This window comes from Dyadobacter sp. 32 (assembly GCF_902506755.1).
In the GTDB taxonomy this organism is placed as follows: Bacteria; Bacteroidota; Bacteroidia; order Cytophagales; family Spirosomataceae; genus Dyadobacter.
The window spans coordinates 4,315,457-4,331,827 of record NZ_LR735258.1 but is presented as its reverse complement, the minus strand read 5'-3'; the positions used below and the strand labels follow the sequence as shown (position 1 = coordinate 4,331,827).

At 45.5% G+C, this 16,371-nt stretch carries 14 protein-coding genes; 2 read left to right on the top strand and 12 right to left on the bottom strand.

The genetic code is table 11. The annotated features are described in order from the left end of the window. Positions 1-71: 71 nt before the first annotated feature. Both DYADSP32_RS17485 and DYADSP32_RS17480 read right to left on the bottom strand, forming a co-directional pair. Positions 72-1,394, bottom strand: a complete 1,323-nt coding sequence (locus DYADSP32_RS17485; RefSeq protein ID WP_149241542.1) for an Nramp family divalent metal transporter — start codon at positions 1,392-1,394, stop codon at positions 72-74. Between the two features lie 163 nt (positions 1,395-1,557). Next, a complete protein-coding gene (locus DYADSP32_RS17480; RefSeq protein WP_149241543.1) occupies positions 1,558-3,018 on the bottom strand; it encodes a TonB-dependent receptor in 1,461 nt (486 codons plus the stop codon). A 147-nt stretch (positions 3,019-3,165) separates the two neighbouring features. On the opposite strand from DYADSP32_RS17480, the gene DYADSP32_RS17475 reads away from it, so the two are divergent. Further along, positions 3,166-3,552 carry a gamma-glutamylcyclotransferase family protein gene (locus DYADSP32_RS17475; RefSeq protein ID WP_149241544.1) on the top strand — a complete coding sequence of 129 codons (387 nt, stop codon included), beginning with the start codon at positions 3,166-3,168 and terminating at the stop codon, positions 3,550-3,552. 219 nt (positions 3,553-3,771) lie between these two features. Here the strand turns inward: DYADSP32_RS17475 and DYADSP32_RS17470 are convergent, their stop codons facing one another. Next, positions 3,772-4,548 (bottom strand): type III pantothenate kinase, encoded by a 777-nt coding sequence (locus DYADSP32_RS17470; protein ID WP_149241545.1) that lies wholly within the window; start codon positions 4,546-4,548, stop codon positions 3,772-3,774. Between the two features lie 165 nt (positions 4,549-4,713). Between DYADSP32_RS17470 and DYADSP32_RS17465 the strand changes: the two genes are divergently transcribed. Beyond that, the gene (locus DYADSP32_RS17465) at positions 4,714-8,136 is read left to right on the top strand and encodes a glycoside hydrolase family 2 TIM barrel-domain containing protein (protein WP_414617869.1); all 3,423 of its coding nucleotides are present in this window, start codon (positions 4,714-4,716) and stop codon (positions 8,134-8,136) included. A 43-nt stretch (positions 8,137-8,179) separates the two neighbouring features. Here the strand turns inward: DYADSP32_RS17465 and DYADSP32_RS17460 are convergent, their stop codons facing one another. From DYADSP32_RS17460 to DYADSP32_RS17420, 9 genes are all read right to left on the bottom strand, one after another. Next, complete coding sequence (locus DYADSP32_RS17460) at positions 8,180-8,566, bottom strand: transcriptional regulator (RefSeq protein WP_149241546.1); 387 nt, start codon at positions 8,564-8,566, stop codon at positions 8,180-8,182. 42 nt (positions 8,567-8,608) lie between these two features. Beyond that, a complete protein-coding gene (locus DYADSP32_RS17455) occupies positions 8,609-8,902 on the bottom strand; it encodes a type II toxin-antitoxin system HigB family toxin (RefSeq protein ID WP_149241547.1) in 294 nt (97 codons plus the stop codon). 311 nt (positions 8,903-9,213) lie between these two features. Continuing rightward, positions 9,214-9,786 carry a YceI family protein gene (locus DYADSP32_RS17450; protein WP_414617868.1) on the bottom strand — a complete coding sequence of 191 codons (573 nt, stop codon included), beginning with the start codon at positions 9,784-9,786 and terminating at the stop codon, positions 9,214-9,216. A gap of 5 nt (positions 9,787-9,791) precedes the next feature. After that, positions 9,792-10,679 carry a DUF5777 family beta-barrel protein gene (locus DYADSP32_RS17445; protein WP_149241548.1) on the bottom strand — a complete coding sequence of 296 codons (888 nt, stop codon included), beginning with the start codon at positions 10,677-10,679 and terminating at the stop codon, positions 9,792-9,794. Positions 10,680-10,689: 10 nt separating this feature from the next. After that, positions 10,690-11,205, bottom strand: a complete 516-nt coding sequence (locus DYADSP32_RS17440) for a ubiquinol-cytochrome c reductase iron-sulfur subunit (RefSeq protein ID WP_414617867.1) — start codon at positions 11,203-11,205, stop codon at positions 10,690-10,692. 51 nt (positions 11,206-11,256) lie between these two features. Further along, the gene (locus DYADSP32_RS17435) at positions 11,257-12,660 is read right to left on the bottom strand and encodes a hypothetical protein (RefSeq protein ID WP_149241550.1); all 1,404 of its coding nucleotides are present in this window, start codon (positions 12,658-12,660) and stop codon (positions 11,257-11,259) included. Further along, the gene (locus DYADSP32_RS17430; RefSeq protein ID WP_149241551.1) at positions 12,641-13,210 is read right to left on the bottom strand and encodes an RNA polymerase sigma factor; all 570 of its coding nucleotides are present in this window, start codon (positions 13,208-13,210) and stop codon (positions 12,641-12,643) included. The genes DYADSP32_RS17435 and DYADSP32_RS17430 overlap by 20 nt, the downstream gene beginning before the upstream one ends. Before the next feature lie 175 nt (positions 13,211-13,385). Then, on the bottom strand, positions 13,386-14,837 hold the full coding sequence (locus tag DYADSP32_RS17425; RefSeq protein ID WP_414617866.1) for a glycoside hydrolase family 30 protein: 1,452 nt from the start codon (positions 14,835-14,837) through the stop codon (positions 13,386-13,388). Positions 14,838-14,900: 63 nt separating this feature from the next. After that, a complete protein-coding gene (locus tag DYADSP32_RS17420) occupies positions 14,901-16,367 on the bottom strand; it encodes a RagB/SusD family nutrient uptake outer membrane protein (protein ID WP_149241553.1) in 1,467 nt (488 codons plus the stop codon). Positions 16,368-16,371 lie beyond the last annotated feature (4 nt).

Below are 16,371 nucleotides of genomic sequence, written 5' to 3'. Positions count from 1 at the left end.
CCAGACGAGGAAAGCCACCACCTTCCCTATTGAATAATACAACTATTTTTGCGTTTAGTACTACTATTTGGTTAAAGGATTTGCCACACGCCGTAAGCGCTGACCGTAAGTATAGACAGAATACTAATCCAGAAAAAGATATCATAGATTTTGGACGGCTTGAGGGATTCAGGCAGTTCCCGATAGCGAAACACAAAAGCCACGTATACGATCAGGATAAGCAGTATGGAAGTGGCGATCCCGCCCAGGATAACCATCATCACCGGTGCTTGTAAAAACAAAAATAAAATACACCAGATGGCTGGAAGTACCCATGATAAAATGGCAATTGTTTTTTTCTGCTGGCCTGCTGTTTCGAATTTCATCCAACCCAGTTCTCCGAAAGCATCTCCCCATACTCTCGCCCAGCTAGCGGTTGCTGTAAAGAGGGTGGAATACAGCGCAAAAAAAGCGCCAACCAGGAATAGCATTTTGGCCCAGGTGCCGAGGGTCTCTGTGAAAATCCGGGAAAGAACTTCAATCATTGCAAAACCTTCCGGTATGTTTCCACTCCCGTGGAGAATGGCTGCACCCAGCAAGTAAAAGGCAGCAGTCACGACTGTATACACAATCATGGACAAAACTGCGTCCAGATACATCACCCGAAACCACCCTTTGGCCCTTGCCGTCCATTCAGGAGTTCCATCATTTTTGCCTGTATAGGTGGCATAGCCTTTCTCGATACACCAATAATTATAATACATGATTTCGTCACCACCCACACCGGTAATGCCAAATGCGCCAAAAGCAATGGCAACCAGTTCGACCGGTAATGAGAAGGTAAGGCCGGTTTTCAATTGTTCCCAACTGATTGCATATTTTGTCTCCTGAAGGGAGATGAGCGAGATAAGAATTACGGCTGTAAACAGGAGGATCATTACCAGGGATCCTTTCTCAATAGGGCCGTAGTGGCCCCGATAAACAAGAAACGAGGTAAGCATTACAGATAAAATTGCCCAAACGTTGACTGGAACAACCGGCCAAGCCATGCTGAGCACAATGGCCACACCACCCACAATACCCCCGACCTGCAGCATTTTGAGTCCTTGCAGGGAAAGCCACAGCCAAATGCTCCAGTGTGCTCTGCCGAGTCTCAGCCCAGGTAGATTGTTGAAATTATGCATCATGAATGTGCCGGTATAAATGGCATTTTTCCCGAATTCAAGTTGTAAGGCAACTTTGACAAGACAGCTCACTATGATTACCCAGAAGGTAATGAAACCAGCCTTTGCCCCAAGCGCTGTGGTGGCAATGAGCTCCCCCGATCCTACAATTGCCGCAGAAAGTATAAAGCCCGGACCAAGGTATCGAAGGCGTCCAAAAAAGGTTGTGGGTGGGGAAAGGGTATGGGTCATATAACATGTTTGCAACCAAAAGATTACCCTTGTTCGATTTTACCCTTGGTTAATCCGCACCCGCGTTGTCCTGCCATGACAATACGAACTCCTGTTTGGAGGAGTAAAAGGGACTCACACTTTAATGACTTTTTTTACTAATGAAAAAATTCAGGGAGGTATTTTAAAGATTTCCTACCGCCTGGTGTATCTGTTTTACGGTATCAGCATAGTTTTCGTCGTTGGGCAAGCCAAACAGGGATTTGTCCTTAATCATCGCAGCCACATTGTCGGGGACCAATTTCTCCCAGCCCGGTTCACCTCGCTTTATCTTATCCAGAACACTATCGGTGGTGATGTGCATGTGATCTTTATTGTAATTGCGTATATCTTCAATTTTATCATTGATCACCAGATATTGAAACAAAGGCCTTAGCTGGTCTGGCACTATGAAATTCTCACAGCTGTAAACGGATCCATCGGCCTGAAGCGTGGGATAGATAAATAATTTCACTTTTCTGCTAAACAGCGTAGCAAAAGATTCCAGAATACCCCCGGGTAAGAACTGATAATGTTTTTCATCAAAAATATCCTGCAGACTGGGGCTTCCGAGTAACAGTCCGATCTTAAGTTTGGTAAGTCGTGACAGGTAGGAGACCAGTCGGAAATACTCATGGTGATTGGATATCATTACCATGTGGCCCAGGGAACAAAGGATGTCCACCCGATCCAGGAAATCCTTCTCGTCAATATCGCGTGAAGCACCCTTCAGATTGTGTAGTGTCAATTCGGAGATAAGCACAACCTTGGATTCGTCCACATCCGGCTCAGCCAGGAATTGCTTTTGTCCGTTGCTGATGAGGTCAATGTGCACATTGGTGATGGGCCGCAAGCGTCCTCTCATCATCAGGATGTGCTTTTTATATAGTGCCTCCGATGGCTGTAATACACCGCCATCACTGCCAAAGAGGGCTGCATCGGTAAATCCGTTTCGGACTAGGCGCAGGCTCATTAACCGATTGTCCACTTTTATGAAGTCCGGTCCGCTGAAACGCACCATGTCAATCTCGATCCGGTCCGGCGTGAGATCGTCCATCAGTGAAAGCAGGAGTGTTTCGGGCGATTTGTAATAAAAAAAGCACCCATACATAAGGTTAACCCCAATAATGCCGAGAGCCTGCTGCTGTAACAGGTTTTCGTTGTCGCGCATCCGTACGTGAATAACCACATAATTGGCGGGGCCAAGGGGTGTAAGCTGGTACTGGAGGCCAAGCCAGCCATGCGACTCATTGGTTTTTTGAAAGTTAAGCGCAACGACGGTATTGGCAAAGGCGAAAAACTGACTTTCTGCTCCCCTTTTTTCCGAAAGCCGTTTTTCAACCAGGTTAAACTCCCTGTTGAGCATTTTCATCAGACGGGATTCAACGACATAACGCCCACCTTCTTCCGTCCCATAAATGGCGTCACTGAATGTCATATCATAAGCCGACATTGTTTTGGCAACGGTTCCGGAAGCCCCGCCGGCTTTGAAAAAATAAGCGGCGGTTTCCTGCCCGGCACCGATCTCGGCAAATGATCCATAGATCCTGCGATCTAAATTAATGAGGAGGGCCTTTTGTTTGGTGCCAAGATTTTTGTCATACATAAGCTTGTTCTGTAAAATGAAGAGCTACACAATAAAGTGAAAAACTACTTATAATACAAGTGGATTTTGGAGGCTTTTATAGATATTGACTATTCTTAGACAGTAATTATTACTTTTTGAAGATTAAATTAAAACGGTTCAATTTTCATGAATACGTCAGATTTCCTATTCACCTACGGTACCTTAATGCAAAGGTTCGGGAACCCGTTTGCCAGTAAGCTCAGAAAAGCATCGGTATTTCATGGGAATGGTTATTTTCCCGGACTGCTCTACCGGGTAAGTTGGTATCCTGGAGCTATTTACATGGCTGGTACTGATCAGCGGGTTTACGGGGAAATTTACAGGGTAACTGATTCCGGTCTGTGGAAGGATTTGGACGCGTATGAGGACGTCCTGGAAAATGAATCTGAAAGTTTGTACCTAAGGAAGATAGTCATGGTAACCATGGAGGACGGGACATCTCTGGACTGCTGGACTTATCTTTACAATCAGTCTGTTACAGGACTGGAAAAAATGGAAGGGGGAAGGTTTTAGGTATTGGTGATTTAAACTTTGAAACCTCTGTTATTTTTGTTGTTTAACTCGCAAAGGCAAGAAAAGAGGTCAGATTTTGCACTTAAATCTCTCACGAAAATGCAACGAGTGCCTTATTATTGTACCTGGAATAGGCAAAAAGCTCAAGCTTCGCTGCTGATAGCTCTTTGCGGACCGCCGCACGGCATTTGCATTAAATTCTTGTTGAAACCTTAATATTTATGCCAGGTTACCGCTAATACGTTCTCCAATTATCCGTAAGCCATCCAAAGTGAGCTTCCTGTCTATTTCTACAAATTCGTCCTTCAAGGTTTCAATAATGGATGACAAGCCTCCTGTGGCAACGGCAATACAATCCCCGCCAAGTTCTGTTCTGATGCGAAGGATGAGCGATTTGACCAGGCCTTCATAACCCAATAAAATTCCGGCCTGAATGGCCTCCGTAGTGTTTTTGCCGATGGCTGAGGAAGGTAATTTTAAAGGCACTTCCGGAAGTTGGGCAGTATTGGCAAACAAGGATTTTACCGCTGTTACCAAACCCGGAAGAATGGCAACCCCGAGTATTTGCCCTTCCTTGGATACGGTCGTAAAGGTGAGGGCGGTGCCAAAATCCACCACCACGCAATTTTGCTTATAGCGTGTCGTAACGGCCACAGCATTCGCTATAAGGTCTGCGCCGATCTCATGAGGATGATCGATGGCAATGGCCAGATCCGGAAAGATATCAGGGCCTACCAGTATGATGTTATCTCCAAAAAGGGATCGGAGGGTTCTTGAAATGACCGGAGTCATATCGGGAACAACACTGCTTAAAACCACGGTTTCCACATCACCAAACCATAACCCTGCTTCAAGAAAATGCAGCCTTAGTTTAGATTCATAATGTGCTTCTCCTTCCTGCGCCAGGGAGCGCATACGCCAGATGTGGTTCCAGGAGCCATCGTGGTAAATTCCAAAAACAGTATCTGTATTCCCAACATCAACGGCTAATAACATGATCAGGTTTTTATATGAACAGAACAAATTAAAGCATTATGTAAATAAAACTGCGGGTAGTCATTTATTTTGAGCCTGTTTATTTTTGATTATACCTAATTTTGGGTCAAAATGGGGAAGGTGTCAACTCGGTTTTATAGGCGCAATAAGATTATTTCGAAACGAATGCTAAACATACATTATCCTGGGACAATCCGGTTTCACTTTGTGGCAGTGCTTTTAATTTTGGGGTGGAATTCGGGGATGGGGCAGGCACTTCCGGAGTGGCAGGATGCTCAGGTTTTCAGCATCAATACGGAAAGGGCTCATGCGGATTATACCCCTTATCCAGACGAAAAGAGTGCCCTTCAGTTTGAAAAAACGACGCCATTCGTACAGTCGCTCAATGGTTCCTGGAAATTTAAATGGGCGTCACATCCTTCGAAGGCGCCTTTGGATTTTTTCGATCCGAAACAATCTACTGCTGGCTGGGACGACCTCCCGGTACCATCCAACTGGCAGGTAATTGGCGCCCGGGAAGGAAGGCCTTATGACAAACCCATTTTTTCAAATATTAAACATCCGTTTAATGCCAACCCGCCACGTATTCAGGCAGATACCAATGCGGTTGGTCTTTATAAAACGACATTTACCGTCGCCGGAAACCCCAAAAATAATACTTACATCCTGCATTTTGCAGGGGTACAGTCCGCCTGTTATGTATGGCTGAATGGTGAGGCAATCGGGTATCATGAAGATGGGATGACGGCCTTTGAGTTTAATGTTTCCGACGATGTGAAAGAAGGGATCAATCACCTGGCCGTTGAGGTAATCAACTGGTCCGATGGCAGCTATCTGGAAGACCAGGATTACTGGCGCTTGTCGGGTATTTACAGGGACGTTAATCTAATGATTTTGCCCAAGGTACGCCTGACAGACTTTACGGTGCGGACAACTCTGGACGACAAGCATGAAAATGCAGTTCTAAATCTGAGTGCCTTTGTATCCAATGCAGGCGCGCAGGCCATCAACGCTTATCAGGTGGTTTTTTCACTGTATGATGAAAGCAAGACACTGGTATCGTCACAGGGTAATGCAGTCATTCGTACACTGGATGCATTTAAAGAAACAGCAGTGCGCCTGGACATGCCGGTGGCATCACCCAATAAATGGAGTGCCGAAATTCCTTATTTGTATACACTGACGATCCAACTAATGAATTCGGATGGTAAGGTTCTGGAGTGTTTTAGTCAAAGAGTGGGTTTCAGGGATGTTAAAATCCGTGGCGGGCAATTGCTGGTGAATGGCAAAGCGGTTACCATTAAAGGCGTAAACCGGCATGAGTTTGATGCGGAGACAGGTCGTGTGATCAGTCGTGAATCCATGATTGAGGACATTAAGCTGATGAAACAGAGTAACATCAATGCGGTTCGCACCTCCCACTATCCCAACCATACACAATGGTACGATCTGTGCGATGAATATGGCTTATACGTGATGGATGAAGCCAATGTCGAGAGCCACGAGCTCTGGAGTAAAAATATCATTCTGGCCGATAAACCCGAATGGAAAGCAGCTTTTGTAGCTCGAGGAGCGGCTATGGTGGAGCGCGACAAGAATCACCCGTCTGTCATTGTATGGTCCCTTGGAAATGAATCGGGAATGGGAGCCAATTTTACCGCCATGGCTGACTATATCCGTCTGACAGATCCTACGAGACCGATTCACTATGAAGGGCGTAAAGATTACAAACCTAACACGCTGAGCGAATTTGACTTTATTTCGGTGATGTATCCCTCGGTGAAGGACATGATTGAACTTGTCGCAAAAGACAAAACGCGTCCGCTGATCATCTGTGAATATGCGCATGGTATGGGCAATAGCATTGGCAATCTGAAAGATTACTGGGAGATAATTGATCACTATCCCACCATGCAGGGTGGCTTTATATGGGACTGGGTGGATCAGGGAATAGCCCTCAAGAACGAAGATGGAAAGCGCTACTGGGATTATTTCAATTACATCGATGGTGCCAATGCGGGTGACGGCATTGTAAATCCCGACCGGATGCCGCAGCCTGAGATTCAGGAGGTAAAGAAGGTTTACCAGCATGTCAAATTTGAGCTTCCCGATACACTGCGTGCCGGTCAGAACCAGATCACATTAGCAAATAGATACGATTTTCTTTCACTGAACGATTATGAGCTCGTCTGGTCGCTGATGGAGAATGGTAAAATTGTGGGTAAGGAGGCCAAAATTACCGGATTGAACATTGCTCCTCAGGAAAAACAAACATTTACGATTCCCTATAATGTGCCGACCTCGCGAATGTCGGGTGCAGAATATTTTCTTAATCTGAGTATAAGGCTAAAAAATGCCGCATCCTGGGCTCCTGCCGGATATGAAATCGCCTGGCATCAGGTGCCTGTGCAACCTTCCAGAAAAAGACTGGAGGACCTTTCTTATACCTCGGGTTATCCTCCGTTGCGGGTGGTTCAGATCAGCTCGGGACGCGTGATGCTTTCCGGACAAGGGTTTTCAGTAACTTTTGACAAAAAAGCGGGACGGATGATTTCTTTTAAAAATAAAAAAGAAGAAATGATCGAGTCGGGGCCCTATGCAAATTTTTGGCGTGTGCCCACGGATAATGATGAAGGTGGTGGTGCCAAAAGTTATGCGTCACTGTGGCGGAAAGCGGGACTGGATACTTTGGAGCAAGCATCGTCTGATATAAAAACAGTGCGGATTACTTCACATTCTTACAAAGTGATCCTGACCAAAACTTTAAAAAACGATCAGGGGCAAATGCTGGTCTCATCGGTTTATACCATCTTTGCCACGGGCGACATACATGTTCAGAATACCTTTACGCCGGAAGGAGAATGGCCAGTTCTGGCCAAAATTGGTTTGCAATTTCAGATGCCAGCTTCTTTTATCAAAGCCCAATGGTATGGCAACGGACCCCATGAAACCTACGCGGATAGGAAACAAAGTGGAAAAATAGGATTGTATACGGGAACGGTTTCGGCGCAACACTTTGCCTATATCAACTCCCAGGAAAACGGAAACAAAACGGACGTAAGGTGGGCAAGTATCGCCAATGCCGAGGGTGTAGGTTTGCTGATCGTAAGCGATTCGGTGTTCAATTTCAATGTACATGACTACACCGATCAGTCACTTATGGAGGCGAAGCAGCGGGCTGCTGTACTACTGAGAGGAAAAACAACACTGGTAAATGTTGATTACAAGCAAATGGGGCTGGGTGGCGATGACAGCTGGTCACCGCGCGTCCATCCCGAATATCTGATACCAGCAAAGACGTATCGTTATTCTTTCCGGTTAAAACCAATTGATAAATCCGCAAACCTGGACGAGGTGATTCATGTTGCGTTACCGGTGATTCCGGAGAAGGCGGGCTCAGACTTTACAGCGGAAGAGGGTAGTGAGGTAGGAGACGACGGAGAAATTTCGGTTGTAGAGCCCGAGATTGTCAAACCCAAAACGGGCAGAACCTATACTAAAAAGGCGGTTTCCCGGAAATCACCGGCGAAAAAGAAGGTTGTAAAAGAGAAAAAGGCTCCGGTTAAGAAAAAGCGCAGGAGGAGATAGGAAAAATGGTTTTGAAACCCGAATACTGTCTTCCCTCTTCTACCTATACCACCTGCAATACTTTCTCGTTAATAAAGATTTCCAACGGCAAGCCTAAATGCGTGTGTAGGTTATGGATTTGCTGCAAGGTAAAGTACCTCTTGCGGTTCAGAATTTCAGATACCCGCGATTTAGGGCCAATGAACTGTTCTAAATCTTTATTCTTCCATCCGTTTTCCTCCATCAGGTACTTGATTGCATCGACCGGATCTGGGTAGGGGATGGCATAATGTGCTTGTTCATAAGCGTGTACCAAAGTGCTGATCACGTCGAGCTCGTCATCCAGCTCAGAATAAGGATCTGGATTAAGTCCAAGTAATTCATCAATACGGCTCAGCGCATTTTGATAATCTGCTTCTGTTTTTATAGGGGTTACTGTGACTGTGCTCATTGATTTTTTACGTTTTGACTATTTATAAGGTGCCAGGTGGTTTTATACCAGATGCGCGTTAATCTTATCATACTGGGCATATGTACCTATCCAGCGGATGTAAACAATTTGCCGGTGCACCAGCACGACGGCAACTATTCTGTACTTATTGCCTTTAATATCAAATATGACACGGTTATTACCAATGATATCCACTGAATTAGATACCTTTTTCAAATCGCTCAGGCTCTGGATGCTTATTTCCTTGATCATGGCCATCCACACTTCTAATGCCGTTTTTGAATCTGCGTGTGTATGATAAAATTCCCGAATACGGGTGGGTGTGATAATCCTCATTAAGCCAAGTTTACCTACCAAAGTTACACATTGTGTAACTCGTTTAACAGATCTCTTTTGGGAATTTTTTTAAAATAAAAAGATTCACCGTCCATGATTGCGGGGTCTTTCCGTTGCGGGACCGTTGTACTATTCAGCGAAGAAAATAAAGATGGTAAAACACTCGCTACCGTAAACTTAGATAACTTAAAATGTATTATCCGAACACATGGGAGAAATATATAAAAGAGGAGCACTGGCTCCTCTGGCGGTTGTCCATCACATCCTCTTTATTCTCGATCCAAAATTTTGCAAAGTCAGGTAGATACCAATCACTTTTTGTACGGTGCCAAAACATAATTCACCTTCACACTGATCACCTGTGCAATTTTTACAAAGACGATCTGGGGTACTTCAATTTTATGATCGGCCAATGCGACTTTGAAATCCGATGTCAGGGTTATTTTCCCGCCGGAAACGGTTAATTTCCCGTCAATGGTTCGCTCCTTTGTAACACCGTGTACAGTGAATTTGCCGGTAGCCGACACCTCATAAGTTCCGTCTTGGGCATAGTCCAGCGACTTGCTAACCTTACCACTAAACGTTGCGGTGGGATACTTTTCCGATTCGATGTAATTTTCGTTGAAATGCTCCTGCATCAACTTATTGGGGAATACAAAGCCGGTCATGTTCATCCTGATGGCAAGTTCCCCGGTTGCTGTGTTGAGGATAGCCTGAGACTTTTTGTTTTCAGCTTCGATATTCTCCAAAGGAGTGGTGCCTGAAAAACGGGTAACACCGGTAGCAGTTGAAAACAATCCGCCCTGAGCGCGAATTACCGTAGCGGTGAGGCAAAACAATCCGATCATGGCCAGCTTTAAGCCGACTGTTAAGTACTTTTTCATAAGGATCATTTAGGAATTTTGTTCTTCTTATCGAAACTGAAAGTCCGTGAAATGTTGAATCCGTAATGGATATCGCCTTTGCCCCAGGTACCGGCTGTTTCGCCGATAAATTGTTTTTCGATCATACCCAGGGAATTGGTAAAGTGGAGCTGAAACACATGTCCACCCGTTTCAATATCCACACCAAAGGACATGGAATCATAGTAGGGCGCCGTAGGCGTGTTCTTTTCCCTTGCAGTCAGGAAGTATTCTCCATTGAGCGACACCCGCTTCGAAAGCTTGAACCTGCCCCCAAGGCCTACTGCCAGTACGATTTTCTCATCTCCGGTTGTTTCCGGCATGCTACGGTACAAATATGTGGGCGAAAGCTGCAGCGACAGGCGTTCTCCGAATTTCCGGGCTATCAGAACCTGTGCAACGTACGATAGCTTGTCCTGAAATTCCAGCTCCCTGTTCACCGTAGCGATGTTCATGCCGCCGAAAAGTGTTACGGAAACCGGAATATTACGCACCCCTCCTGCCGATTGTTGGATCAATTTGTATTTTCCGAAAAAATCGTAAACCTTCTGTGAAGTGCTGCGGCCTACGCCTACCTCGAACCGATCGGTAACGCCATATTCAAAGCCCATCCGCATGGTGGCGGCGTCTAGCCCGAACAGCTGATAAGCGCCGGAATTGAGCCTGCCAAACCGGTGTGAGATGCGAAAATCAAGGTGATTTTTCTTCATCGTTTCAATGGACTGGCCATTGACTACGCGTGTTGATTTGAAGGTAGCCATCACCGGGTGTGAACCTGTACTATCCTCTTGCTGAAGCTGGCTCAGCAGATCGTCCTGCGCCGAAACGAACAATGGAAACAGAAATGCAAAAAGAAATATGGGGGCGGAGTTCATAGTTCTGTGTTTAAGCGGTTACGGTAAGCGTATTTCCGTCGGCAGATAGTGTTGTTTTGTATGCCTTCAAAGCAGCAATGGTTCCTCCTGTGGTTGGTCCATTTTGCACGGCACCCGTTGTGGCGAACTGAGAACCGTGATTGCTGCAGAATAGGTTGTTTTTGGCACTGACGTACTGAAGCTGGGTGCCCTCATGGGTACAAGCCTTTGCTAAGGCCACATAAGCGCTGCCGGAAGTGAATGCAACCAATACATCTCCAATGATTTTAAACTGTCCAGCGGTTTTCAAAGTTGCATAGGTGGAGTTGGTGAGGTCGACGGTAAAGTTGATTGCACTTCCCGTGGTGGTGCCCGTAATCCCTGTACTACCACCGCCACCTCCCGGATTCGCCGGATCTGGATTGTCATCTTTGGATCCGCAGGCCGTCATGGTGGTGCCGAGGCAATAAAATGCCATCAATGTGGAAGTACTCAGGCCCAGACTTCTCAAAAATTCGCCTCTTTTCATGCTTTCTTCCTTCATCATTTTCATAGTGAATAGTAGTTATTTGTAAGTAAATTTGAGTGTGTAGTATTGCTATCTGGAAAACGGAGCGTACCTGATTGACAGCCACATGCCTGCTGTGAACAAATTGACTTTGCCGTAACCGACTTTTTTGACAGGTATCCTTACGTATGGCTCCGCCAATATGGATAAGGTTTTTGAAATGCGGCGCTCGTATCCGGCAGATGCATTTATATTGCTGAACCAATACCAGCCTGTACTTCCATGCCATCCACGCCAGTTGCCTATTTTTGGATCATTTTCATTTTCAAATTGGTAGCGATAAACCTCCGAATTCATATGGTAGGAAGAGCTTCCGACCCCTGCGAAGACCCGGGAATAAGACCCTTGGAAAAACGCATATTGGAGATTCAGAGGGACCTCAAACACTTTACAGGTGCCGTTTACGCCAACCGGGTCGGGGCCGTAGTAGTGCTGCGGTTTTCTTGGAACGGTGTAGTCAGCGGCTTCGGCCCTGTAAATTTTGTTACTCCATATGACGCCTGTCTGGAAGAACAGGCGTTTGGTGACACCATATTCGGCCAGTAACGAAACGGATGCACCTGGTTTTGATAAATTCTTTAAGCCCACCGTTGTCAGATCCGGTGAATAGCCCGCGCGAACAGCAAATCTTGGACTGGGCCACGATGGTTTTTCTGTTTGTACAGGTTCCTCAATGGGGCTGGCAGGTACAACTTCCGGTAATGGCCAGGCAATATTTTTAGGCGAATTTGGGAACAGCATTTCTGTTGACGAGAAAACGGATCGTTCACTACTTATGGAGGCAACGGAATCCATTGTCTGTTTGTGAAGATGATCATTTTCGTCTGGTGATAACACATTCTCATCTGTCGCTTTCTTTTGGTTCGCAGACTGAACAATTGCTGTGGTATTCCTTTTTGCCGATTCAAAAACGTATTTTTTGCGATCAGAAGAAATTGCCCCTTCGCCCACCTTCCCATTTGAGCGGTTAGGCTCTAAGAACACTCCGCCTGCCTTAGAACGGCTCGGGGGCAATATTTTCTCACTTTTCGATTTAGTTAAAGTTTTATTATCGGATAATGTTTTAACTGAAATTGTTTTGTTTGCCTTTTCAGGTTCTGTGGAGCCCGAAGATTTCATACTTTCTGCGACTTTGATCTCCGGCAATACCCCAGGCTTTGATGCTATTTTTCCATCATTAACCGTCACGGCCGTCACAGGACTTTTTGCATTGTTCTTTTCCAGTAAATAATAACTGACCACTCCTCCCGAGAGGAATAAAAGCAACATACCCAAAGGCCACCATCTTCGCAGCCAGCCAGCAGGTCTTACTCCTTCTTCCGCGTCGAGGCGGCTTTTCAGATCATTCCAGTCATTTGGGTCAAAATAAGGATCAAGCTCTTCGGATGACTTTCTGAAGAGCTTGTCCAGTTCGTCATCTGGCAACTCTGTCATAATTGTCAATGTTTATTTTGGATAACATTTCTCTCAATTTTTCTCTTGCCCGCGACAAATTTGACTTTGACGCCCCAACCGAAATGTTCAGTTGTTCTGCAATTTCTTCGTGTGTATAGCCGTCAATGACGTTCAAACTGAATACAATGCGGTACGAGGGACTGAGTTTCTGGATGAGGCCTACCAATTCCTCATGTGAAAGTTTACTGATAACCGTCTCATCCACAGACACCATTTCACCCGCTTCCATATCATCAAATATGTCGCGGCGAACTTCCTGTCTGTAATGATCGAGGGCTGTGTTGATCATAATTCTACTCAACCATGTTTTGAAAGACCTGCTGGAATCGTATGTTTCCAGCTTTGTGAAAATCTTCAAAAATCCATCGTTGAGTATTTCCTTTCCTTCTTCCCGGCTCCTTGTATACCGCAGGCAAATGCTCATGGCATAGCCGTAAAACTGCTTATACAACAGCTCCTGGCTACGGCGGTTTTTTCTTAAACAGCCGTCGAGTAGTTCTTGAAGAACGGCGGAGTTATACCCGGACATGCTATTTCCTTTTTATAATGCATACGGATAATGTCGGGGAAGGGTTGCGTGACCAAGGTTTATTTTTAAAAATAGCCTTTGGAGCGTATTTAATGGTGTTGCATTAACCTGAAAAGCCGGCTCAGGAAGGTTAATCCCTAGAAACCGGCTTTATGCCTTTCAATCAATTGCTACTCTAGTTCCAAACCAAAGTCGCTACGGCGTTAGGCTCAATGCTGTAATTAAACTGAGTTGCTCCATCCGTTACAGTGAATTTCTGGTTGTCTGCTCCCTGGTTTAAAACCACAAGTACTTTACTTCCGTCTGTATTTACAAAGGCTGAACTTTCCAGTTTACTTGCAGCTGTGAATTTATCTGACTGAACCCGGAATGCGCCCGGTCTGATAAACTTGGCCATGTGTGCAATCGTATAATACTCCACATTTTTGGTTACAGCGCCATTGGCTGCGATTGTAATCACGCCTCTGCAATTGTCACATCCTTTGTTTTTTGGTCCATCATTTTCGTCCAGCGCAAGATTCCATAATAGTGCATTTTTGGACCAGTTGTTGGCTGTACCAATGAAAATATTGGACATGTTCCATTTCAGGTTATCCGAAAAATTAGTTGCCCAGCGACCGCCCGATATTTCAGTAAAATAAAGTCCTTTATCTGGAAATTTGTGGTGCACCTCACTCATGGCCGATACATTTCCGCCATAAGCATGAAACGCAGAACCCGTCACAAACGGATTTGTCTGAGCATCACTCAAGATGGCGATCGGATAATCCGGTCGGTCCCAGTTGTGATCGTATAAGAGAATTTTGGCCTTAACACCATTGTTTTTAAAAACGGGCCCAAGATGATTTTTAATAAAAACATTCTGTGCCGCTGCATCCATACCCATAGAAGGATATGCTGCTTCATGCAATGGCTCGTTTTGTACCGAAATCGCATCAATGTTTATACCTTCCTTTTTGTAGGCATCCAGATATTTTATAAAGTAGTTGGCAAATGCCCCGTACCATTCTGGTTTAAGGCTTCCTCCTGCCAGTTTCCCATTATCTTTCATCCAGGCTGGTGCCGACCAGGGCGTAGCCATGATCCGAATGGCTGGCTGAGCACTAACTACTGATTTTAAAACAGGCAACAAATCGTCCTGATCTTTTGTAATCGAGAATTTACTCAGTTCGGGATCAGTTTGTCCTGCCGGCAGATCGTTGTAGGTGAAATCTTCAAGCGAAAAATCAGAGGCCCCCATTGTTACCCGAAGGTAACTGATACCAATACCAGCCTCTGGATCGAAAAGATCTTTCAACAAAGCGACACGCTGGGTGGCGTCCATTTTTTTATTGATCAGGTAAGCAGAAGAACCCGTTAGCGCTGCACCAAAGCCCTCCATTTCCTGATATTTTGTACCAAAATTGATATTGATCAGATTGGAGGACGCAGCTGTGTTGCCTTTAATTATGCTCAGCGGATTCTCTTTTTGCAACAATTTGGTCTGAGAGCCATTGGTTACCCATACTGCCACCTTTCCCGTGTCGTCCACCTCAGGCAGCTTCACATTTCCATTGGGAGAATCCGCAGAACAGCCACTCATTACCATACTAAGGCACAACCCCAAAAATGATGTTATTTTATGCATATTATTCATTTATTAAGGCAGTGCCGGGAGTGGGATACACTTCCGGCATTGCCAAATTAATTCTTAATAACCCAGATTCTGCTTGAGATTTTCGTTTTTATCAATCTCTCCCTGCGGAATAGGCAGAAGAAGTTTTGCTTCATTCAAACTGTAATTCAGGCTGTTTCCGTTGCCGTCTTTTACCGTTTGCATAGCGGGAATCGCCCTGCCGGTACGCACCAGGTCATACCAGCGTTGTCCTTCAAATGCCAGCTCTAACCGACGTTCCTTCTCGATTGCTAAGCGCAATGAAGGTTGATCAGCAGAAGTGTTTGGAGCGAGTTTCGCTCTGGTTCTTACCTGATTCAACAGTGTTTTTGCACCTGCAAGATCTCCCGTTTCGTTCAGTGCTTCTGCTTTTAGAAGCAGTACGTCAGCCAATCTGTACATGATGATATTCTGCGAGCCATCACCATTGCGCATTTTATAAGCAAAAGGGAATTTGGTGAGTGGCCAGTATTTATCAGACCATTTACCACTTACATCCGCCGTGAAAATGGTTGAAGCTTTACGAACCACGTCCTTTTCGTCGTCATAAGCCTTAACAAGATCATTGGAAGGCGTGTTGAATTTCTTCCAGTCCGTTCCGTAGAACATTCCTGTACCCCAGTTTCCCCCAGTAGCCCAGTCTGTAAAGTTCAGTTCAAAAATGGCTTCTGCACTATTTTCATGCTTTCCATCCCATAGCTCTTCAAAATTTGGCAACAAAGCGTAGCCAAGGCCAATCACCTTATCGGTGTTCGCCTTCACTTTCTCCCAGTCCTTCTTTGTTGCATGAACTTTTGCAAGAAGCGTGTACACAGCTCCTGGTGTAACGGTCATTTTATCAGGACCTGTTTTGGGAACAACAGTTGCCGCCTCGTCCAGATCTTTAATAATTTGTGTGTAAACAGCATCGGCGGTGCTGCTTGCCGGATATAGCTGACCGTATATCTCTGCCACATTGGAAGAGGTGATGGTTGGAAGTTCATCTACCACCAAAGGAATGTCGCCATACAAACGAACCAGGTCGAAATAGGCACGTGCACGAATGAACTTCGCCTCACCAACCATCTGCGCCTTACGGTCAGCACTCAGCGATGCGTCCGTTACCTTGGGAACGTTGGCAATGATCGAATTGGCACTTGCAATGTGATTATACAGATAACGCCAGTCTCTGGCCGCCACCGCATTGGTAGACAAAATCCGGAACTCATCCACTTCGAACCAGGCTGCATTGTCTGCACCGGCATAGGAATTATCCGAACGACCGTCTGCCATGATATAATAATCCATCACATAGTATTCCGCTGAGCTGGTTTTGAATATGGCGTAACATCCTGCCAAGGCAGCTTCGGCAGTAGCCGCATTGGTAATAGATGATCCGGCTGTTCCGGTTCCGTCACCGCCAACAACAGTCTGCGATATAGGTTGAAGATCCAACTGATCCTGGCAGGAAGGCAGCAATGTTGCCGATCCTAGAAGTATGGCTATATAACTTAACTTTTTCATGAAT

Coding starts and splice junctions, on each gene's coding strand:
- DYADSP32_RS17485 (WP_149241542.1), bottom strand. CDS start 1,394: ATGACCCATACCCTTTCCCCACCCACAACCTTTTTTGGACGCCTTCGA.
- DYADSP32_RS17480 (WP_149241543.1), bottom strand. CDS start 3,018: ATGTATGACAAAAATCTTGGCACCAAACAAAAGGCCCTCCTCATTAAT.
- DYADSP32_RS17475 (WP_149241544.1), top strand. CDS start 3,166: ATGAATACGTCAGATTTCCTATTCACCTACGGTACCTTAATGCAAAGG.
- DYADSP32_RS17470 (WP_149241545.1), bottom strand. CDS start 4,548: ATGTTATTAGCCGTTGATGTTGGGAATACAGATACTGTTTTTGGAATT.
- DYADSP32_RS17465 (WP_414617869.1), top strand. CDS start 4,714: ATGCTAAACATACATTATCCTGGGACAATCCGGTTTCACTTTGTGGCA.
- DYADSP32_RS17460 (WP_149241546.1), bottom strand. CDS start 8,566: ATGAGCACAGTCACAGTAACCCCTATAAAAACAGAAGCAGATTATCAA.
- DYADSP32_RS17455 (WP_149241547.1), bottom strand. CDS start 8,902: ATGAGGATTATCACACCCACCCGTATTCGGGAATTTTATCATACACAC.
- DYADSP32_RS17450 (WP_414617868.1), bottom strand. CDS start 9,786: ATGAAAAAGTACTTAACAGTCGGCTTAAAGCTGGCCATGATCGGATTG.
- DYADSP32_RS17445 (WP_149241548.1), bottom strand. CDS start 10,679: ATGAACTCCGCCCCCATATTTCTTTTTGCATTTCTGTTTCCATTGTTC.
- DYADSP32_RS17440 (WP_414617867.1), bottom strand. CDS start 11,205: ATGATGAAGGAAGAAAGCATGAAAAGAGGCGAATTTTTGAGAAGTCTG.
- DYADSP32_RS17435 (WP_149241550.1), bottom strand. CDS start 12,660: ATGACAGAGTTGCCAGATGACGAACTGGACAAGCTCTTCAGAAAGTCA.
- DYADSP32_RS17430 (WP_149241551.1), bottom strand. CDS start 13,210: ATGTCCGGGTATAACTCCGCCGTTCTTCAAGAACTACTCGACGGCTGT.
- DYADSP32_RS17425 (WP_414617866.1), bottom strand. CDS start 14,837: ATGCATAAAATAACATCATTTTTGGGGTTGTGCCTTAGTATGGTAATG.
- DYADSP32_RS17420 (WP_149241553.1), bottom strand. CDS start 16,367: ATGAAAAAGTTAAGTTATATAGCCATACTTCTAGGATCGGCAACATTG.